Genomic DNA, 18489 nt, shown 5'->3' with positions numbered 1-18489 from the left:
GCGACTATGTCCCGCTACAACTCGGTTTCGATCATCGACCAGGACGCCGAATCGGTCTCGCTCTTCCACAGGCTGGCCAGGTCATTGCCGCTTAGCAGGCACTCAACGACCGAAGCCAGCGGTTCGGGGATGACCATTGCGACGACTTGATCGCGGCCTTTCTTGACGCATTTGCGGAGCGTTTTGTCGACGCGGGCCTTGGCCACGGCCACGGGCTCGCCGCCGGGAGGACAGAAGTCATCGGGGTTCTCGACGCCTTGGCGGTAAACCTTGGGATGATTGCGTCGGACCTCGTCGATCAATTTGCCGTGCCACAATCCGTGGTCCAAGTTCTTGAACGCGTCGATGACCTTGACCTTGACTTCGCGTCCGGCCGTCCGCTGCTCATCGGCCAGTCGCTTGGCCGTCTCGCGCGCCGATTCGCAGGGGGAACAATAAATCGTTTTGACGCTCACGCCCGCCAGTTGCCTGGCCAGATCCGCCGCCTGTTCTGCGCCACGGCTGCTCAGCGGCATGTCCAGACAGCCCTTCATGCGGCCCTGTTCATCGAAATCGGTCGCACCGGGGCGAATCAATAGCACGCGAGTCAAAGTTGCCGAACGGATCATGAGACGGCTCCTGCGATCGCGTCATCGAGTGCCGCGATTGCCGCCGCGTAATCGTCCTGCTTGAAAATCCCCGAGCCGACGACAAACAGGTCACAACCGGCCGCCCTGGCTGCGGCGATCGTCTGCAGATTGATGCCGCCATCGATTTCCAGCATCAGGTCCGGGTGAGACCGCTTCAACGACGCAAGTTTCGCAAGCGCCACCGGGTTAAAGGCTTGCCCGCCGAACCCCGCGTTGACACTCATGACCAAAACCAAATCCACCTCGTCCAGACAGCCGTCCAGTGCCGACAGGTCCGTGTCCGGGTTCAACGCCACGCCGACCCCCACGCCCATCGAGCGGATCTCTCGCGCGACCGCACCGGCATCCTCGACCGCTTCGACATGAAACGTCAGCAGGTCCGCCCCCGCATCGACCATCGGCCGGGCGTATTGCAGCGGATCGCTGATCATCAGGTGAACGTCCATCGGAAGCTCACTGTGCCGGCGAATCCCTTCGACGATCGGCATGCCGTACGTCAGATTCGGCACGAAATGTCCGTCCATCACATCCAGGTGCAACACCTGCGTTCCGGCATCTTCCAGACGCGACAATTCGGTCTTTAAATCGCCAAAGTCACACAACAGCAGACTCGGCAAGACACTCGGCCCGGCGTTGCGTATCAGTTCAAGCTTGTCTTGCGACATGCAGTTCTCTCATCAGATTCGGACGAGCAGACACCGCGTCGGCCCGAGTTTCCCGGACCCTGGAGCCTGCCGAGGCCATCGCCTCGATCCGCTCCAGGAACGCCACCGTCTCGGCGGCCTCCATCGCTGCCGCGAACCCCCGAGGGGTGCCGCGTTCGATCTGCTCCAAATTTGTGAGCGACAGAGTGGTCAAAACACTGGCCAGTTGTCAATTCGACTGACTCCGGCCGGCCTCGCCAATCGGACGAACCCCGCGCCGTTTTTCCCAGTATTTCGCGTCAGGGGCATTTCCAGGACACCTCTAAGGGAACTTAAATTCACCTTAAAAAACATTCGACTCCAGGCCCCGAAAGCCCGAAAATCTCCACAAGACCGCGATACGATCTAAACCGCTGGCGGGGACGTCAGCCTCAACCGAAAGCTCTTTCCGCCCCACATCTGTGAAACTGCCCCATGCGAGTCTTTGTCACCGGAGGGACCGGGCTGCTCGGAAACACCATCATCCGCACGCTCGGTGAACGCGGCCACCAAGTGAGCGCGTTTGTCCGCAGCGAGCCCGATGCCGACGTCTTTGCCGGCTTGGACGTCTCCTTGGTTCACGGCCGACTCGTTCCCGATACAGTTGGGGCTGATGCGGATGGGGCTGATACGGAGCAAGCGACCGACATCGAAGACTCATCCGACGACCCGGTCGATCAAGCGATCGCACAATCCGATGCGGTCGTGCACGCCGCGGCAATGATCCACCTGGGCTGGCATAGGATCGACGAGTCGATGTTGGTCAATTGCGAGAGCACGCGAGGGATCATCCAGTCCTGTATCCGCCACGCAAAGAAACTCGCCTACATCGGCACGGTCAATGCCATCGCACTCGGGTCGCCACACACGATCGCCGATGAAACGACTCCGTTGGATCACGCCGGTGGTCAGGTCCAGTGCGCCTACGTCAAAAGCAAACGCGCCTCGCTGGAATTGGTCCGCCGCTCGATCGCCGACGGGTTGGAAACCGTGATCCTGCACCCGGGCTTCATGCTCGGGCCTTGGGATTGGAAACCCAGCAGCGGACGGATGATGCTGGAGGTCGGGAGGGGGTGGAAACCGATCGCCCCCTCGGGCGGTTGCAGTCTGTGTGATTCACGCGATGTCGCCGCAGGCGTGGTCGCGGCACTGCAGTCGGATTGTCCCAATGGACGCGAGTTCATCCTCGCCGGCCACAATTTCACGTACAAGAAACTGTGGACCGAGATGGCCAATCGGATGGGGACGCGACCGCCGATCCGCGCGGCCGGCCCCGGCATGGAGTACCTGGCGGGATTGGCCGGAGATTTTTGGGGGCGTGTGACCGGAGTGGAACCGGACGTCAACAGCGCCGGCGTGGCGATGAGTAGCCAATACCACTGGTATTCCAGCCGGCGCGCTGAGTCGGAGTTGGGTTATCAGATTCGCCCCGCCGACGAAACACTGGATGCGGCGGCCGAGTGGATTCGTGAACGATTCGTCTTGCCGGCCAAGGCTGAAACGAGCTAGTCTCCGAAAAGTCTTGCTTTTCGACTCTCACGTCTTTCATTGGTCATGATCGGACACGGACGTCCTCCAGTGCCTCGCCACGCCGCGTTCGCCCCCGCAGCGGTCGTCGCCATCGCGACCCTCGCCATCGCGATCCTCGTGCCGGGCATTGTCGCGGACTGCCAGGCCCAAATCCCGCCACAGCCGGTGGGGATGCCTGACTCGGTGGGGATGCCTGACTCGGTGGGGATGCCTGACTCGGTGGGGATGCCTGACCCGGTGGGGATGCCTGACCCGGTCGAACCGATGCCGGTATCGGGTTCGCCGGTCGCTGGCGAAGCAGACGCCGACGCCGCTGCAGGCGCCGCAGCAGACGCCGCTGCCGATGCGGGGGCTCGTCTGGACAGCGCCACACGGCCGTTCGAATTCCGCTCGGCCAATCCCACGTGGCCGTTGGTGGCTGCCGACGACGGATGCCAACTGTCGGTCCGAATCCGAGCCCTGCCACAACATGCCGACCGCGACTTGGTGTTGAGCTATGAATTGATCCGTGTCGACGACGGCGTCATGGTGGGTCGCGAACAAACCGATCTGCGGCTCGACGCGTCAGGCGATTCGACGCAGATCGCGATCGCGGCGTCTTCCCCCCGCATCGCCGGCGTTTACGAAATCCGTTGTCGCTTGACCGAAAAAACCGATCGCATCTGGTCGCGACTGACCGGATCGGAGAACGAACTCGCGTCGGTGCAAACGCCCTGGATGGTGTTTCAAGACCTCGCCGAACCAACGGAAACGCCTTCGCAATCCCGCCCTGCCATCACCCCACTTCGTTGGCGGCCACTGGGGCCGGTCCGGCCGATCGATCCGTCGGACTGGCAACCGCTGGGATGGGTGCCCGACGGGGCGACCAAACTGGTCCCCAAAGTCAAACGCGTCAGCGAATCGCTGCCCTTCACGCCGCGACGAGCCGCCTCGGGGACTGAGCCGCATGAGATCGCTCCCGGTGAATCGTGGATCGGGTTGCTGAGCGATTTGAACGCCCACCGGCCCTATCAGCTGTCTCTCACGCTGGCCGAACCGGAAACCCCGACGACTTCGAAAACCGTCCGCATCGAATTCGCCAACCGTCCCGACTTCGATCCGGTCACCCAGTCACTCTCGATGCAACTGGGGCGCCCGATGGATGTTTCCTCCGAAGACCTCAAGGCCGTCATCACCGAGCAGATTCTGCACCATGCCCATCGGGACAATCAGTTCGTCAGAATCAGCAACGATTCTCCCGACCAGCCCCTTTCGGTCCAGTCGCTGGTCTTGGCCGAATTGGATGCCGACCAATCCCTGCCTGTAATGGTTCGGCCGACGCGCCACGTCGCACTTTGGGTCGAATCCACCGAGTGGCTCTCCGACCTGACCGGCGACCATCTCGACCAACTCACCCACGGTGGATACGCACCATCGACAGTGTTGATGTATTCGCTTTGGAAAGCGACCTCCCGTTTGGCCACACACGCCGCGTGGTGCGGCTACGACGAAGTCTCCGTTCCGATCGATCTTCACCACTGGGAATCAGTCTCCGGCGGACAAACCGCCGACGCGGCCAAGCCGACGTGGATCGCCCAGACGATCGCCCCCGCGATGAATTCTTGGAGCGCGTCAGGCGGACTGCGTGTGCACCCGCGATTGACACACCGACACCGCCGGGTTTCGATCGACGATTCGAACCGGCAACCGCGTCGACCCACGCTGATCGACGGCCGGTCACCGTTGACCTCGCCGCTACGATTGCTGGAATCCTGTGTGCATGCCCCGTCTCACGGCGTCTCGATCCGGGCCACGGAACTGCCGCTGATGCTCAATCAATCCGTTCGTCAGACGATGAACCATTACCGGGAAATCGCAACCGATGCCCGAGCGGTTCGGTCCGCACCGGATTCCGATTACGTCCACATCTTGGTTTCCCAGATGTCACCGGATCCATCGCCCGATCAACCTGCGGCGATCGATCTGACCGTGATCAACACCGCTCCTTGGACCAGCCAAGTCAAACTGCGGTTCTCCAGCGAACAGATCGCCGATTGCAGCCTTCAATGCGCCGACGATCCCAATGCGATTCTTCAACCGGCCGGCGTCCCCGATTCGCGTTTGCTGACGGTTGCCCCGACCTCGATCGTCAGGCTCCGGGTGCGCGGCGAGTCCGAACCGATTTCACTCGCTGCGTGGCAAGGCAACATGGTCGGCGGCGAGCAGACGTTGCAACGACTCAAAGGACACGTCAGTGCGGTGGTCGGCAAGATCGGCACGCTGGCCTCACCGGACGACTACAACGAATTGACCAACGGCGGGTTCGAGATCCAAGGGCAAGTCGGCATCGTCGGCTGGATGCACACTCAATTCCCGGCCGACGCCGTCACACTCGACTCCAGCGAATCGATCGAGGGCAGCCACTCGATCCGGATGACCTCCGACAGTGCATCGGCCGGTCGCATTTGGTTGGTCAGCGAACCCATCCCCGTGCCAACCTCGGGTCGGATGGCCGTATCACTATCGGTCCGCGCCGGCAAACGATCACCCGAATCCAGCGCGGCGACGCCAAGCATCCTCAAGTCGGCCGCATCGACGGCGCCACCGAGCAAACCACCACGTCACCGAATTCGAGTTTCCTTGGAAGGCAATCGACTGCGGAAACCCGTGCGGTTCTCAACCGAATTCGACGTCCCCTGTGACGGACACTGGCAACCCAGACACTTGGTCTTGGAAGCCGATCAGATCCATCGCGAGGAAATGGAGTCGGTGCGGTTGACGATCGACAGTTTGTCGCCGGGAAAACTTTGGGTCGATGACATCCACCTGCACGACGAGTTTCCCACCGCAGCCGAACGCACCGCGCTCCAGGAAAATGCGTTCCTGGCGATTCAGGGTCTGCAGCGAGGAAACTTGAAACCGGCGGCCGGACTGCTAAATAATGATTGGTCGCGGCACCTGATGGCACGATCCGCCTTGCGGGAACCCGCACCACCGGACTCGACCGAGCGGAACCCTTTGTCGGTCGCGGGCGTAGGAAAACAAACCGGGGCGGTCCCGGCTGACCCAGCAACGGACGCCGGCACCACGTCGCCCCACCCCCCGAAACGGGAGAGTGTGGCCGACCGACTGCGTGACTGGTTGCCCAAACCGATTCGTTTTTAGAGAGAACACGGGGCGATGTGGAAGCGTTTGATCAAACGGATGCTCTTGGTCGGCGCTCTACTGGTCGTGTCACTCGGTGCGACCGCGTTTTGGGCGCATCGGGAAACCAAAAAGGTTCCCGAATTCTACGAACGCGCCATCGCCACACCGCCGCCGCAGGAGGTTGCCGAGTCCATCGAACAACTCGAAAGCGACGTTCAGCAACTGCAAGACGATGTCGCACGTCCCGGGGCCTGGGAGGCTGAATTTGCCGCCGAACAAATCAACGCCTGGTTGATCGATCAACTGCCCAAACGGTTCCCCCGGCTCAAGGCCAAAGGATTGCAGGAGCCGCGGATCGTGATCGACGACGGCGTGTTGATGGCGGCCGCGCGTTTCAAGGACCATCGCCTGGATGCCGTGTTGTCGTGCGAGCTAAGTGTCCAGTTGACCGACCAACCGAATCGCTTGGCCATCGCGATCGATCAGATCCGCGCCGGCGCGTTGCCGCTGCCGCTGTCCCAATTCAAAGACCGGATCAAATTGATCGCGTCGAAGTTAAACCTGAACTTGCAGTGGGAAACGCGCGACGGCGAATCGATCGCGCTGATCGACGTGCCCGACCAATACCCGGGGCACAGCGAGGGATCGTTGATCATCGAATCGATCGAGCTGGCCGACCATCAACTGAAAGTGTCCGGACAAACCGGCGATCTGCAAACGTCCACGTTTTCTCCCCAAGGTGCGGTCTACATCCTGGCACAACTGGACGACGAATCGGAATCCGACGCGACACATCCGACACGCGATCCACACCCCGATGGATGATCGCAGCCGGCCAACCCCCGCATCATTCTGCCCCGCATCATTCTGCCATCCTTTCCTGGTTCCCACCGCCGAGACAGCACACCGTCACCTCCCACCGCGTTGCCCCACCCGCTTGATCACCCGTCGTCGTGAAAAACCGAATCTCCGCGGCACCACCGTCGGCAAGACCGCCAGCGTCTCCCGAACGCTGACTCGACCACCGGAGCACCGCTTCAAAACAGCACTCTGTTTGCTGCCGCAATTCATAACCCCCGGTCACCAGCTGCCGCACCGATCCGCGGCCGCCGCCGACCTCGCCTTCAAAATCCAAGTAACGCATGCGGTGGTCGGCCAACCGCAACGCCGGCATCGTGATCGCAGCTGTCTCGGCCCACATCGGCAACGGATCGGTCGCCCACGTCCACAATCGTTCGTCCGCTCGATTCCCCCCAGGATGGAACAGCCAATCCCAGTGCACCGGTCCGGTCGCAATCGGCGGCATTGCCGGTTCCGACTGCCTGGCAGCACCAGAGCCGACGGTGTGAATCAGGATCGTGAATCGTGGCAATCTCGCGTCCACTGGACTCAACGCCCCCCGGCACGTTTCTTGAGGTGCTTTTCCAACAGCACGGCATTGCGTCGATTGGATTTCCAGTACAGGTCAAAAAGGTCGCCGGCGATCGGAACGGATCCCAGTGTCGCATCGACCAGCCAGTTCCCGCACATCCGAACCAACACACCCTTGGGAACCTTCATGCGGGCCGCCTCGGCGATCAACCAGACGCCCATCGCCGCGGTTGCCGCGTCGCCCACCCCGGGCAAAAGCCCCAGCAAACTGTCCAACCCGAATCGCAGCCGCGTTCCCGGCAAGGCGAATTTGTCGTCCATCAATCCGGCAAACTTGCCAACCCGTTCCAGACGTCGCTGAACGTCTTCCCACTGCGACATCTCACGCACTCCCGTTTGTCGTATTGGCATTGCCCCAGACGCCCAAGTTTACCTATAGCAACCTAAAACGATCGAGAGGGTGATTCGGCAAGGAGGCCGAAGTGGGGATCTTTTCCAAACGTCGACGAAAGAACTCCTTCAGCAGTTCGATTCCGCTGCTGCGCTGGTTGGGCCCGGGGGCAACCACGCTGGGAGTGTTGTACGCGGTCTACATGCTGTTGACCGGGGGCTTGAGTTTTTCCTCGCTGGATGGATTGCTGACCCCGGATCCCGCGTCCGAGTTTCGTGGCGAAACGATCTCACTGGGCGACCGGACCGACCGGCCGGCGGATCGCATTCGTGTTGCGACGTTTAACATTGAACATTTCGCCGACAAAAAATCCAGCATTCGCACCAACGAACACGGCGTCGATGTGTTGGGAACGATCGCAAGAATCGTCAGCACGTTTGATGTCGTCGCGATCCAAGAACTGCAGGGGGCCGACGGCATCGCCCTGCAGCGTCTGGTCGCGTTGCTGAATGAATCCGGCGGAAGCTTTGCCGCGACGATGAGCGATCCGATCGGCGAATCCTATCTGGAATCGTACGCCTTTGTCTGGGATCGATCGCGGATCAACCTGGTCCCCGGATCAGCCTACGTCGTGCAAGACCCCGGCAAACGCATGTATCGCGAACCGATGGTGGCGACTTTCGAAACCGTCGTCCCGCCCGATAGCGGACAGCCGCCGTTTCGATTCACCATGATCAACGTGCATACCAAACCCGATCGCGTCGATCCGGACGATCAAGAAAGCGAAATCAACGTGTTGGCGGACGTGTTTCAACGCGTGCGAGATTATGAGTTCCAGCAGTACTCCGAAGACGACTTCATTCTGCTGGGCGATTTGAACGTCAGCGAAAAGAACCTCGGACGACTTAAATCGATCCCCGGTGTGCTGTCGCTGGCCGCGGACATCCAAACCAACATCAATCGCACCAAGACGAACGACCACATCCTGATCGACAGCAGCGTGACCGCCGAGTACTCGGGGCGGCGCGGCGTGATTGACTTGAAGGCCGACCTGGGCCTGACCGAGCAGCAAGCCAACGCGATCAGCGACCACATCCCGCTGTGGGCCGAGTTCGATCTGTACGAACGCCCGCCCGTTCCCAGGGCTGCCGCGACCGCGACCGCCAGCGGCCCCGGAACACGTCTGATTCAATAGGCGAACCCGCTTCAAGGCCCCTCCGCCAACGCTCTTCCGATGTACGATGGCCCTTCCGGGCTGTCGCCCGTGGGGCTCTGCGCGACGACCTCTGGTAGGGAGAGTGTCTTCAGGAGTTCGACAACTTCGTGTCATAACTTAGTGCGTAGAGGGTTGCCCGCTATTAGCCCTTCCCGCTCGAAATGCCTGAGAGAATCGAGGGTAAACCCTCATCGTGGCCCTACAATCGCTACGCCCGTCATGACATACGCGGGGGGGCGTTGGCGAAGAAACCGTTCTTCCCAGGAAACGCCGATTTACCGAGGCAAATCGACATAGCGTTTTGTTACCGCGTTGGATTCCAACGGTTCCCTCTCAATGACCCTCGAAACGGCAAACCGCGTGAGAGCGTGGGACGCAAAGCCATGGGTCCGAAACGCATTTGACGATGCGACCGGATCGCCAGGCCACCGAAGGGGACAAACAGGGTCCGACGCGGGATCCCATCTTTTCTGCCTCGTCCAAACAGGGAACCGATATGTCTCAATCCATCACACGATTCGGTGCCGCGCGCACCAGCTTGATCGCCGGGGGGTTGTGCTTGCTTACCATGCTACATGGCCAGGCGCTTGCCGAAGGCCCCGAACTCTTCATGGTCGAAGAGGATTGGGAGATGACCCTCAATGAGCCCGAGCCGAATATCAATTCGCCTCAAGTCGCCTTCTTCCTTTACCCCGACTCCGATCACGCCGACTGTTACTTTCAGTTGCAGATGAACTACGCTGCCGAAGATGCATACTCCAGCGGCGGTTTTCGCGTCGGTGCGTTTTGCAACGAAGTTCCGGTCGACGAAGAGCGCAGCCCGATCCGCCAATCACTGGCCTGGGACAACGACCACATCGAGTGGACCAGCGCGATGGCCGTCTTCAACGGGCAGTTGATGTTCGCGGTCAAAGACGGCTATGGGATGCAATGGGGACACTTTGGCGGTCCCGAGTACCTGGTGCAGATGGATGACCAGAATCTCCACTGCCTGGATCACTACACGCCCCAGAAGAGTCTCGAGTCGGTCGACATCGGCTTCGGAGCCAACCGTGTCGCCTCGATCCGGCTCAAAACGGTGCGGTTGACCTACACCGACGGTCACACCACGACCATCCATGTCAATCAATTGGCCCACTAGCCATGACTGTCAGTTTGATTGTCAGGTAGCGGAACTCGCCACGAGTTTCGGCCCTCCCGACTCGACGCCGAAAGTGTTGGCGACCTCGGCTACCGTTCGACCCGACATTTGAACTGACATTGAAACGACGTGCCGTTCGGATCCCCATCGATCACTTCATCTTCTCAGGTAGTCTCATGTTCCACACACCCACCACGCGCGACAACGCGCCCCGCTCACGCGGCTGTTCCCCCCAAACAAAAACCAATCGCTATCCGGCCAAACGCCGCAAAGGTTCGGCGCTCGTTTTCAGTGTCTTCCTGGTCGCGGGCCTGTTGGTCGTCTCTGCGGTTGCGATCGACTTTGGACACATCAACGTTTCACGCTCGGAAGTCAAACGGACCGCCGATGCCGCGGCCATGTCGGCGTGCTGGGAATTGTTCGACGGTGTGGTCCAAGGCAACGATGCATCGGTCGTGCAGTGTAACATCAACGACGCGGCCGGCTCGATCGCCGCGAAAAACGTCATCAGCTCACGCGCACCGACATTGAATGCCGCCAGTGACATCGAAATCGGATTCTACGACAGGAACAACCCTGGCGTCCTCGATACATCCCAACCGTCACGATTCAACGCCGTCCGTGTCCACGTCCGCCAAACCGAAGCCCAAAACTCCGCGATCCCGTTGTTCTTCGGTTCGGTCACCGGCCGAGCCGAACAGTCGCTGCAGGCACATTCGACCGCCGCTATGTTTAAAACCATTTCCGGATTTCATGCGCCCAGCAATGCGGAAGAGACACTGGACATCTTGCCCATCGCACTCGACCTGGAAACCTGGGAAAAGGTTGTCGCTAACGAGACCGAAGACAACTACAGCTATTCCGGCGGAACGATCTCGTCCGGCAGCGACGGTTTCTGTGAATGCTCGCTCTACCCGACCGGTACCGGTTCGCCAGGCAACCGGGGGACCGTCGATATCGGAGGTGCCAACAACAGCACCAGTGACATTAGCCGTCAAATCGTGCACGGCATTTCCGCCCAAGACATGGCCGACTTAGGTCGCCCGCTGGAATTTGATTCCAACGGCGAACTGGAACTCAACGGCGACACCGGGATCAGTGCGGCGATCAAAGACGAACTCGCATCGATTATCGGCCAGCCGCGAATGATCCCGATCTTCACCAGCGTGAACGGAAACGGCAACAACGCCATGTACACGATCGTCCGCTTCGAAGGCATTCGGATCTTGAGCGTCAAACTGACCGGTCCGATGAAGAAGAAACACGTCACCATCCAGCCGGCACCGATGGTCGCCCGCTACTCCGTGTTTAAAGAAGCCCCGATCGAAGAAAGCGAGTTCTTGTTCACTCCGGTCATGCTGGTTGACTAGCAGATCCGGAATCGAACTCGATAGAAACTCCCGCTCGGGCCCACGTGGGCCCGAAACACCAACTTCAACACCACCCTGAAATGTCAGTCAATCCAGTGAAACATCGCCAACGCAAAAGGGCTTCGCGTCGCGGAGCCGCGACGGTCGAATTTGCCTTGATCGTCCCCGTCATGTTGACCTTCACCTTCGGGCTGATCGAAATGGGACGGATCAGCATCATCAAGGAGGCGGTCGTCCAAGCATCGCGCGAAGGCGCCCGCGTGGGGATCCGGCCCACGGCGTCGATCGAAGACATCCAGGCACGCATCAACGAAGAGCTGGCGATCATGAACATCAGCAGCGCCAACGTGGTCATCACGCCGTCCTACCTGGGCGAAGCCGAACCTGGGGACGACATCCGAGTCCGCATCACGATCCCGATCACCGACGTTAGCTATGTGCCCGGGTTCTTTGCCTTTGAAGGCATGGACATCGTCGCCGAAACCGTGATGCGGCGCGAAAGCACGGGATGATGCGGCGCGCCCATTGTCAGCACATGGCGTGAACCGGTGGCCGCTGATCGCGTCCCCGCGCCGCACGCTGGTCGCTTGTTGAATTGATCCGACGCAGTGGTTCACATGCTGGCCCAATGCGTGAGCGAGGGGCCACGGTGGGTGACTTAAGAGAACCTGCAAACCAGGACGCGCCGCTCGCTTACGCTTCCCGCTGGCAGGGGTCGGCGAAGTATCGATTGAGGAACTCTTTTCGATCACCTTGTTCGGCGGCGAATTGAACCATTGCGTACAGTCGTTGTTGATCGCGGCGTTTCTTTTCGGCCAATTGCTCGTCGTCTTGCAACCTGGCCGGCAGCGGCGCCTGCACTTCGAAACACTCCGGAGGCCGTGGACCGGCCACCACGCCATGTCGATCCAGAATGGAGATCGCGGTGGCGATCCGATGATCGTGTTTGCTGCGGCGCTGCAGTTGACGGTTCATCCATTCCAATCCGAACGCGCGGCATTGTTCGCCATGCTCGGCCATCAACTGATACAACCGGGTGTAGAACGCGGCGTCGGGATTGGACCATTCGATGAACTGCATTTGCGTCATCAAGTCTTCTTGCGCGTACAACCACACGCAGCGACTCGGTCGACCATCGCGCCCCGCGCGGCCGATCTCCTGGTAATACGATTCGATCGATCCCGGGGTCTCGGCATGCACGACCAATCGAATGTCTTCTTTATCAATCCCCATCCCGAACGCGTTGGTCGCCAACACCAGATCGGCCTCGCCGGTCATGAATTCGTCCTGCACTCGCCGGCGTTGACGCCGGGGCAGATCCCCGTGGTAACAAACGTGATCGATTCCCTCGGCCAGCAAGTGATCACTGAAGCGTTGCAGCGTCTTGATCAACGAGAAATAGACGATTCCGCTGCCGGATCGGTACTCCGGATCAGCGATCACGTCGCGGAGACGGGCCAATTTTTCTTCTTCGTCGTAAACCTCCATCACGTCCAAGTGCAAATTCGGCCGATCGATGCCGGCGTGGAACAATTTGATCTGCGAGGCGTCGATCCCGATTTGTCGGTAGATGTCCTGGCGGCACTCGGCGGTCGCGGTCGCGGTCAGAGCGATCGTCGTGGGGTTGCCGATCGAGTCACGGATTTCGGCCACACGCGTGTAGTCGGGCCGAAAGTCGTGTCCCCACTGGCTGACACAGTGTGCTTCGTCGATCGCCAACAGGCTGACCGTGCGGCGTGACAAGGCCTCGCGAAAGTCATCTTTGCGGAACCGCTCGGGGGTCACAAACAGCAGCTTGTACCGCCCTCGGGCCAGATCGTCATAGCGTGTCAAACGCGTTTCGCGGTCCAACGACGAATTGATGAAACTGGCATCGATCCCACGCCGCAGCAGGGAGTCGACCTGATCTTGCATCAGCGCGATCAACGGGGAAAGGACCAGGACGATCGATCGATCGGCGTCGGCACTTGACAGCGACGGAATCTGATAGCAGAGCGATTTGCCCATACCGGTCGGCATCACAACCATCGCATGCCCCCCGGCCAAGACGTGATCGATGATCGCCGCCTGTCCGGGACGAAAGTCATCGAATCCGTAATAGCGGCGGAGCAGTTCCTTGGGGGGTGGCGCATTCATGCCAACATTGTTCACGGACAATCCCTTCTGGGAACGGGGCGAGCCGCGTTTTTTGCGTTGCGCGGCGTAATCGTTCATATTAGCCCCTCACCTCTCTTGTCCGACCTCTCCGCTCCTCTTGGATGACCGCCACGTGAACGACGAATCGATGATCGATTTTGAAGATCTTGACAACGCGGAGGGCGAAACGGAACTTTCGCCTCCCGAACTCTTCGCGGCCAATCTGATCGAATGGTCGCTGGAACGACATGCGAGCGATCTGTTTGTTTCCGACATCGACGGCGCGGTTCTGATCTCCGTTCGGCGACTGGGACGAATCGAACCGGTGCGAAAACTCGCCCGCGACTACGGCCGCCGTCTGCAAGGACACTTACGCGTGATCGCCGGTGCCGATGCCGGCGAATCGGTGCGTCCGGTCGAAGGCCGCGGCAACATCACCACCCCGGACGGTTCCAAGGCGCATCTTCGCCTCAGCAGTCTTCCGACGTTGTACGGTCAAGACGTTTCGATTCGACTGTTCGATCCCGTCCGCGGGGCACGACCGCTGGACCAGTTGGGAATGGATTCGGTCGACGTCGAATCGATCGAACATTTGATCGATCAACGCAGCGGATTGATCTTGGTCACCGGTCCGGTCGCGAGCGGCAAGAGTAGCACGCTGTATGCGATGATGAAGCGGCTGAATGATGGCACCCGGAAAATCCACACGATCGAAGACCCCATCGAGCACGCGCTATCGGGTGTCATGCAATCGCAAACCAACACCCGTCTCGGACTCGGGTTTGCCGAGCTATTGACCGTGGTGCTTCGGCACAGCCCCGACGTGATCATGATCGGCGAGATTCGGGATCGCCAGACCGCCGAGACGGCGATCCGCGCCGGGGCGAGCGGGCAACTGGTGTTGGCAACCGTCCATTCGACCAGCACCGCCGAAGCGGTCGACATGATGCTGCAATACGACAGCGATCATCAGTTTCTCGCAAACGCCCTGTCGGGTGTGATCAATCAGCGACTGGTCCGTCGACTTTGCCCGGTCTGTCGCAAACCGTCCAGTGCCCCCCACGACGACGGAGAGATCCCGGAGCGGATTCGTTGCCGCATGCAAGATGCACCACCATCCGTCTTTGATCCCTTCGGATGCCACCTGTGCCACGAAGGCGGCTACGACCAATTGATCGCGTTGCCGGAGATCATGTTGGTCGATGAAACGATCGAAGCGGCGATCGCCAAGCGGGTCTGCGCGACCGAATTGGAAACGATCTGTGCCGAAGACGGCATGCTGCGGCTGGCCGAAGTCGCGCACAGTTACGTCCTACGCGGGCTCACGTCGCTGGACGAAATCAATCGCGCCGTGACCGACCCGCACATCGCCAGCATGCGACGCCGCGGAAACAAGTCGGGATGAGCCACTAGCGATTCATTCCTTGGTTTCGTCTTCCGGCTCGGGACGCGCTGGCGGCTGGCCGCTGGCGGCTTCGGACGCTGTGTTGTCCGCTTCTTCATCGCCCGAACCGTTCTCGGCGTCACCCTCGGATTCCGGCCGACCGCCGCCACCGCCGCCACCGCCACCGCCGGCCATCTCCTCCTCGTCGTACGATGCCGGGGGTTCATCATCCGGTGCCGACGCGATCGGACGATCGGGAGTCACGATGTCGGCCGCTTCGTAAACGAATTTTGCGTGACGGTTGAACATCAAACCGTCCCCGTTTTTCATGTACACCGCGTACAGCTTGTGCGGTTTGACGATCAGCCCACCCGGCCAATGAAACACTTCGACGGTGTAGCGGCCATCATTGAACGTCTCAACCGGTTGTTTCCCGATCAGCTCTCGAACCTGTTCATTGGACAGAAATCCGGCTCCTTTGCGATTGGCCGCCATGCTGGCTTCGGCGATCTGATCGTAAGCGGTGTTGACCGCCGGCCGGGCCACCAAGTAGTCGTACGCAAGTGCGGCGACCATCAATCCCAGCAAACCGTACAGCACGATTTTTCGAGCGCCGCCGCCGCCGGAGTCGCTGCGGGGCGAGGATTCATCCTGGGTTCCGGCCGATGCCTGGGGAGTCTCTGACATAAAACTGCCTTCGAAAATGATTGGGGAAAAGAGGAGCGTCAAGAATCGCCCTACGTTGTACTAAAGGTTTTTCAAGGCGTGGGATCCGCGACCGCTCGGCGGCGCGATGAATGCCAGAAAAACAGACTCTGGCACCGGTTTCCTGAACCGCTCTTCCCCGGAACGGTTCCACAGCCGGCGGTCAACGCGTGAAGGACAGTCGCACCGGGCCGGCCGAGTGCGAGATCATCGCGACCGGAGCCTGGGGCGTGGCGACGTCCCAGCGTGCCGCCAAGTAGCGAAGGTAGGCCGCCTGATCGACGTTGACACCGTCGCCGGACTGGAAACTGTCCACCAGGCATTTGATCAAAACCTTCAGTTTGGTCTTGGGCAAATGCGAAAGCGTTTCCACCGCATCGACCAGCAGCTCGCGACAGATCTGGTCCCCGGGGAGAAACTCGACTGACTCAAGGCCCGTGGCCATCCACAGTCGTTGGAATCGCAGTTCCCGCATGTTCACGGCCGATGGGGAACCGGAATCGAAGCAGACCGCCAAAGAGAAGATCTCGGCTAGTTCCTCGGTGCATCCGCGACAGTCGTTCATCGTCACACGGGCAGGCACCTGGTCGTCGACGATCGCATCGACGAAGACCTGGGTCCAGAACCACGCGGTCCAGGCGTCCTCGGGCAAGGCCCCATTGATCGTTTGAAGCATTCCGATCACCGACGCGTCTTCGGTACCGAGTGCGGTCGAAAAGGCCAGTTCCGTCAACGCGAATCGCTCGGTCGCGTCCACATCACCGATGCACTGCCACAACATCTCGGTCGACTCGGCCGCCGACTGGTCTGGCAGTTTTTTCATCAGAGAACGCAACTCTGGTTCGTACAACAACAAGGATGGAATCGTAACCAGCAAGGCTTTCGGATCGCGATACAAGTCCACCTTTGCCGCATCGACAGCGGCCAACGCCGATTCGACCTGATCCAGATCGACCAATTGTGAAGGATCAAATGCGTGTGCGTCGTTGTTTTCATAGGTCGGGACTCCATCCCAGGAACGATCGACCAGCCGGATGCGTTTTCCCATCGCGGGATGTGAACCGAACAGTCCGCCCGATCCGCCGGATGCTTGCGAGAACATCAAGTGCCCCAGCTTGCGCGATTCCGCTCCGGCAATCCTGCCACTACGGTTGTGCCCCAGGATACGTTTGAGCGCTTCGGCAATCGGCTCGGATGATCCAAGCACCGTTGCCGCCAACCGATCGGCACGCAATTCACGCCGTCGATTGTTCATCGCCATCGCCACCGCACCGGCGCACGACGAGATCAATCCCATCGGCCAGATCATCATTCCGAACAACAGCAACAAACAACCCCACTGAATCGTCCGCATCGCCGAGCGGTGATTCGACGAACCGCCGAACAACAGGTTCCAGCCCGTTCGCAGCATCCATTCGGCGGTATGACGAACGCTGTTGACACCCAACTCCAGCGCCAACAATCGCATGTTGTGGACCATATCGCCACTGGACAGGTGCGCGAATTCATGCGCCAGCACGCCTCGCAATTGCGTCTCGTTTAAATGCCGTAAACCGTGCGTGACGACCAGCACGGATTCGCTTTTTCGCCGCCCGGCAATGAACGCATTGATCCCTTCCTCCTCCGGTAAGATGTACAGATCTGGCGCGGGAACATTAAAGCGGACCGCCAAGTCATGCACGACCTTGGGAACCAAGTCCAGATGTCCGGCATCGGAGAACGTCAGCAACGGTTCGGCGCCCAGGTCATCGACCAGCTTGGATGCGCCGGCCGCCAGACGACGCAATTGATAGATCGTCGCAATGTTGACGATCATGACAAACACGACCGCCCCGACCGCAAAGCCGACCAGGAAGTACCAACCGACAATCGGCATCTGCTGCACGACTTCGCGCACGTCGCCAGCCCATGCCGCCTGATAAGCCGCGTCCCATTGCTCGATGTACACACCGGTCAGCACCTCCTGCTGGCCCGATGCCTGCCTGAATTCCTCCGGGATGAACTCATAGCGCATCAAATTGATGTACGCATAAACGCCGAACGCATAGCCGCAAGCGAGCCCACAAAACAAGAAGGTTTGAATTTGAGCGATGATGCTGAAAAACATCATCGATCCCCAAGACATCAGATTGCGCATCACATCGCCCGGAGCAAAAAAATTTTCGACAGATCCAGCAGAACTTTAGCTCGCTAAACGTCGACACGCCCGGCGCCGAAACGGGGTCAGGCAAAGGGTAGTGGACGACGCGAGGAGTCCCCGCAGCCGGCAATCCGAATGGATTCGTCGATTCCCCAGCTGATATGGGTCACTCGGGTTGTGACGCTCCGAAGGATTGGGTGGCGAGGGCACGCCGCAAAGGCCTGTGGTCACATCAGGGCGCAAAAAAAGGCGGCTCTTGTCGGCGAGCGACCCGACTCGTTCGAGTCCCGATCCTTGCCCCGAATCGATTGGTCGCGATCACCGACGAAGACGCCGCCTTTGCCCCGTGCCCCTAACAGCCCGTGCCCCTAACAGCCCGTGCCCCTAACAGCCCGTGCCCCTAACAGCCCGTGCCCCAAGAGTTCAGTGATTTGCCGGCCTTGACCTTGTGATCGCAAGCATGTTCGATCCGTTGAACCTGTCGCGTCGGCGGCAAGAACGCCTGCCCCGCGTGCTCCGTCCGCCCCACATGCTGCGGTATCCCCACATGCTCAGTGCGTCGCGACCTGTTCGCTCGAGAATCAAGTGGCGGCTCAGAGGAATGTTCCGGCGTTGCCGCCGGAACATTCTCCAAGAGCCCCATTGGTTCTGCGGATTCTTTCCGTGA

Annotated in this window: 15 protein-coding genes and 1 riboswitch; of the genes, 8 read left to right on the top strand and 7 right to left on the bottom strand. The window is 60.2% G+C overall.

Annotation, left to right across the window (positions count from 1 at the left end; all coding sequences use genetic code 11):
• Positions 1-14: 14 nt before the first annotated feature.
• The gene (locus H1B37_RS10970; RefSeq protein ID WP_182866699.1) at positions 15-608 is read right to left on the bottom strand and encodes a histidine phosphatase family protein; all 594 of its coding nucleotides are present in this window, start codon (positions 606-608) and stop codon (positions 15-17) included.
• Positions 605-1294, bottom strand: a complete 690-nt coding sequence (gene rpe, locus H1B37_RS10965; protein WP_182866698.1) for a ribulose-phosphate 3-epimerase — start codon at positions 1292-1294, stop codon at positions 605-607. Before rpe ends, H1B37_RS10970 begins: the two co-directional genes overlap by 4 nt.
• A gap of 453 nt (positions 1295-1747) precedes the next feature.
• Here rpe and H1B37_RS10960 point away from each other — a divergent pair, with 453 nt between their 5' ends.
• The 3 genes from H1B37_RS10960 to H1B37_RS10950 all read left to right on the top strand — a co-directional run bounded on the left by H1B37_RS10960 (position 1748) and on the right by H1B37_RS10950 (position 6793).
• Positions 1748-2821, top strand: coding sequence for an NAD-dependent epimerase/dehydratase family protein (locus H1B37_RS10960; protein ID WP_182866697.1), 1074 nt, complete (start codon positions 1748-1750; stop codon positions 2819-2821).
• Positions 2822-2890: 69 nt separating this feature from the next.
• Entirely contained in the window at positions 2891-5986 is a 3096-nt protein-coding gene (locus H1B37_RS10955) for a hypothetical protein (protein WP_182866696.1), read from the top strand.
• Between the two features lie 15 nt (positions 5987-6001).
• Entirely contained in the window at positions 6002-6793 is a 792-nt protein-coding gene (locus tag H1B37_RS10950) for a hypothetical protein (RefSeq protein ID WP_182866695.1), read from the top strand.
• A 37-nt stretch (positions 6794-6830) separates the two neighbouring features.
• On the opposite strand, the gene H1B37_RS10945 is transcribed toward H1B37_RS10950, so the two are convergent.
• Positions 6831-7340, bottom strand: coding sequence for a hypothetical protein (locus H1B37_RS10945; RefSeq protein WP_182866694.1), 510 nt, complete (start codon positions 7338-7340; stop codon positions 6831-6833).
• A 17-nt stretch (positions 7341-7357) separates the two neighbouring features.
• Positions 7358-7750, bottom strand: a complete 393-nt coding sequence (locus H1B37_RS10940; RefSeq protein ID WP_286177623.1) for a DUF4112 domain-containing protein — start codon at positions 7748-7750, stop codon at positions 7358-7360.
• 71 nt (positions 7751-7821) lie between these two features.
• Here H1B37_RS10940 and H1B37_RS10935 point away from each other — a divergent pair, with 71 nt between their 5' ends.
• From H1B37_RS10935 to H1B37_RS10920, 4 genes are all read left to right on the top strand, one after another.
• Entirely contained in the window at positions 7822-8925 is a 1104-nt protein-coding gene (locus H1B37_RS10935) for an exonuclease/endonuclease/phosphatase family protein (RefSeq protein WP_182866693.1), read from the top strand.
• Positions 8926-9286: 361 nt separating this feature from the next.
• Positions 9287-9379: riboswitch (cyclic di-GMP riboswitch) on the top strand.
• Between the two features lie 63 nt (positions 9380-9442).
• Positions 9443-10087 carry a hypothetical protein gene (locus H1B37_RS10930; RefSeq protein ID WP_182866692.1) on the top strand — a complete coding sequence of 215 codons (645 nt, stop codon included), beginning with the start codon at positions 9443-9445 and terminating at the stop codon, positions 10085-10087.
• Between the two features lie 176 nt (positions 10088-10263).
• Positions 10264-11457, top strand: a complete 1194-nt coding sequence (locus tag H1B37_RS10925) for a pilus assembly protein TadG-related protein (RefSeq protein WP_182866691.1) — start codon at positions 10264-10266, stop codon at positions 11455-11457.
• 80 nt (positions 11458-11537) lie between these two features.
• On the top strand, positions 11538-11969 hold the full coding sequence (locus H1B37_RS10920; protein WP_220498155.1) for a TadE/TadG family type IV pilus assembly protein: 432 nt from the start codon (positions 11538-11540) through the stop codon (positions 11967-11969).
• A gap of 181 nt (positions 11970-12150) precedes the next feature.
• Here H1B37_RS10920 and H1B37_RS10915 read toward each other — a convergent pair whose 3' ends face one another.
• Positions 12151-13593: a RecQ family ATP-dependent DNA helicase gene (locus H1B37_RS10915; RefSeq protein WP_182866689.1), complete on the bottom strand. Its 1443-nt coding sequence runs from the start codon at positions 13591-13593 to the stop codon at positions 12151-12153.
• A 148-nt stretch (positions 13594-13741) separates the two neighbouring features.
• Here H1B37_RS10915 and H1B37_RS10910 point away from each other — a divergent pair, with 148 nt between their 5' ends.
• Positions 13742-14998: a GspE/PulE family protein gene (locus tag H1B37_RS10910; RefSeq protein WP_220498154.1), complete on the top strand. Its 1257-nt coding sequence runs from the start codon at positions 13742-13744 to the stop codon at positions 14996-14998.
• A 12-nt stretch (positions 14999-15010) separates the two neighbouring features.
• Here the strand turns inward: H1B37_RS10910 and H1B37_RS10905 are convergent, their stop codons facing one another.
• Together H1B37_RS10905 and H1B37_RS10900 are read right to left on the bottom strand one after the other, a co-directional pair.
• Positions 15011-15664, bottom strand: a complete 654-nt coding sequence (locus H1B37_RS10905) for a hypothetical protein (RefSeq protein ID WP_182866687.1) — start codon at positions 15662-15664, stop codon at positions 15011-15013.
• A gap of 181 nt (positions 15665-15845) precedes the next feature.
• Positions 15846-17807, bottom strand: coding sequence for a M48 family metallopeptidase (locus H1B37_RS10900; protein WP_220498153.1), 1962 nt, complete (start codon positions 17805-17807; stop codon positions 15846-15848).
• Positions 17808-18489 lie beyond the last annotated feature (682 nt).

Origin of the sequence: Stieleria mannarensis, from assembly GCF_014154935.1 — a bacterium.
GTDB lineage: Bacteria > Planctomycetota > Planctomycetia > Pirellulales > Pirellulaceae > Stieleria > Stieleria mannarensis.
The sequence above is the reverse complement of the archived record's forward strand: the minus strand, read 5'-3'. Positions and strand labels throughout refer to the sequence as shown.

Coding starts and splice junctions, on each gene's coding strand:
- H1B37_RS10960 (WP_182866697.1), top strand. CDS start 1,748: ATGCGAGTCTTTGTCACCGGAGGGACCGGGCTGCTCGGAAACACCATC.
- H1B37_RS10925 (WP_182866691.1), top strand. CDS start 10,264: ATGTTCCACACACCCACCACGCGCGACAACGCGCCCCGCTCACGCGGC.
- H1B37_RS10920 (WP_220498155.1), top strand. CDS start 11,538: ATGTCAGTCAATCCAGTGAAACATCGCCAACGCAAAAGGGCTTCGCGT.
- H1B37_RS10900 (WP_220498153.1), bottom strand. CDS start 17,807: ATGTCTTGGGGATCGATGATGTTTTTCAGCATCATCGCTCAAATTCAA.
- rpe (WP_182866698.1), bottom strand. CDS start 1,294: ATGTCGCAAGACAAGCTTGAACTGATACGCAACGCCGGGCCGAGTGTC.
- H1B37_RS10930 (WP_182866692.1), top strand. CDS start 9,443: ATGTCTCAATCCATCACACGATTCGGTGCCGCGCGCACCAGCTTGATC.
- H1B37_RS10970 (WP_182866699.1), bottom strand. CDS start 608: ATGATCCGTTCGGCAACTTTGACTCGCGTGCTATTGATTCGCCCCGGT.
- H1B37_RS10940 (WP_286177623.1), bottom strand. CDS start 7,750: ATGCCAATACGACAAACGGGAGTGCGTGAGATGTCGCAGTGGGAAGAC.
- H1B37_RS10905 (WP_182866687.1), bottom strand. CDS start 15,664: ATGTCAGAGACTCCCCAGGCATCGGCCGGAACCCAGGATGAATCCTCG.
- H1B37_RS10950 (WP_182866695.1), top strand. CDS start 6,002: ATGTGGAAGCGTTTGATCAAACGGATGCTCTTGGTCGGCGCTCTACTG.
- H1B37_RS10915 (WP_182866689.1), bottom strand. CDS start 13,593: ATGAATGCGCCACCCCCCAAGGAACTGCTCCGCCGCTATTACGGATTC.
- H1B37_RS10910 (WP_220498154.1), top strand. CDS start 13,742: ATGATCGATTTTGAAGATCTTGACAACGCGGAGGGCGAAACGGAACTT.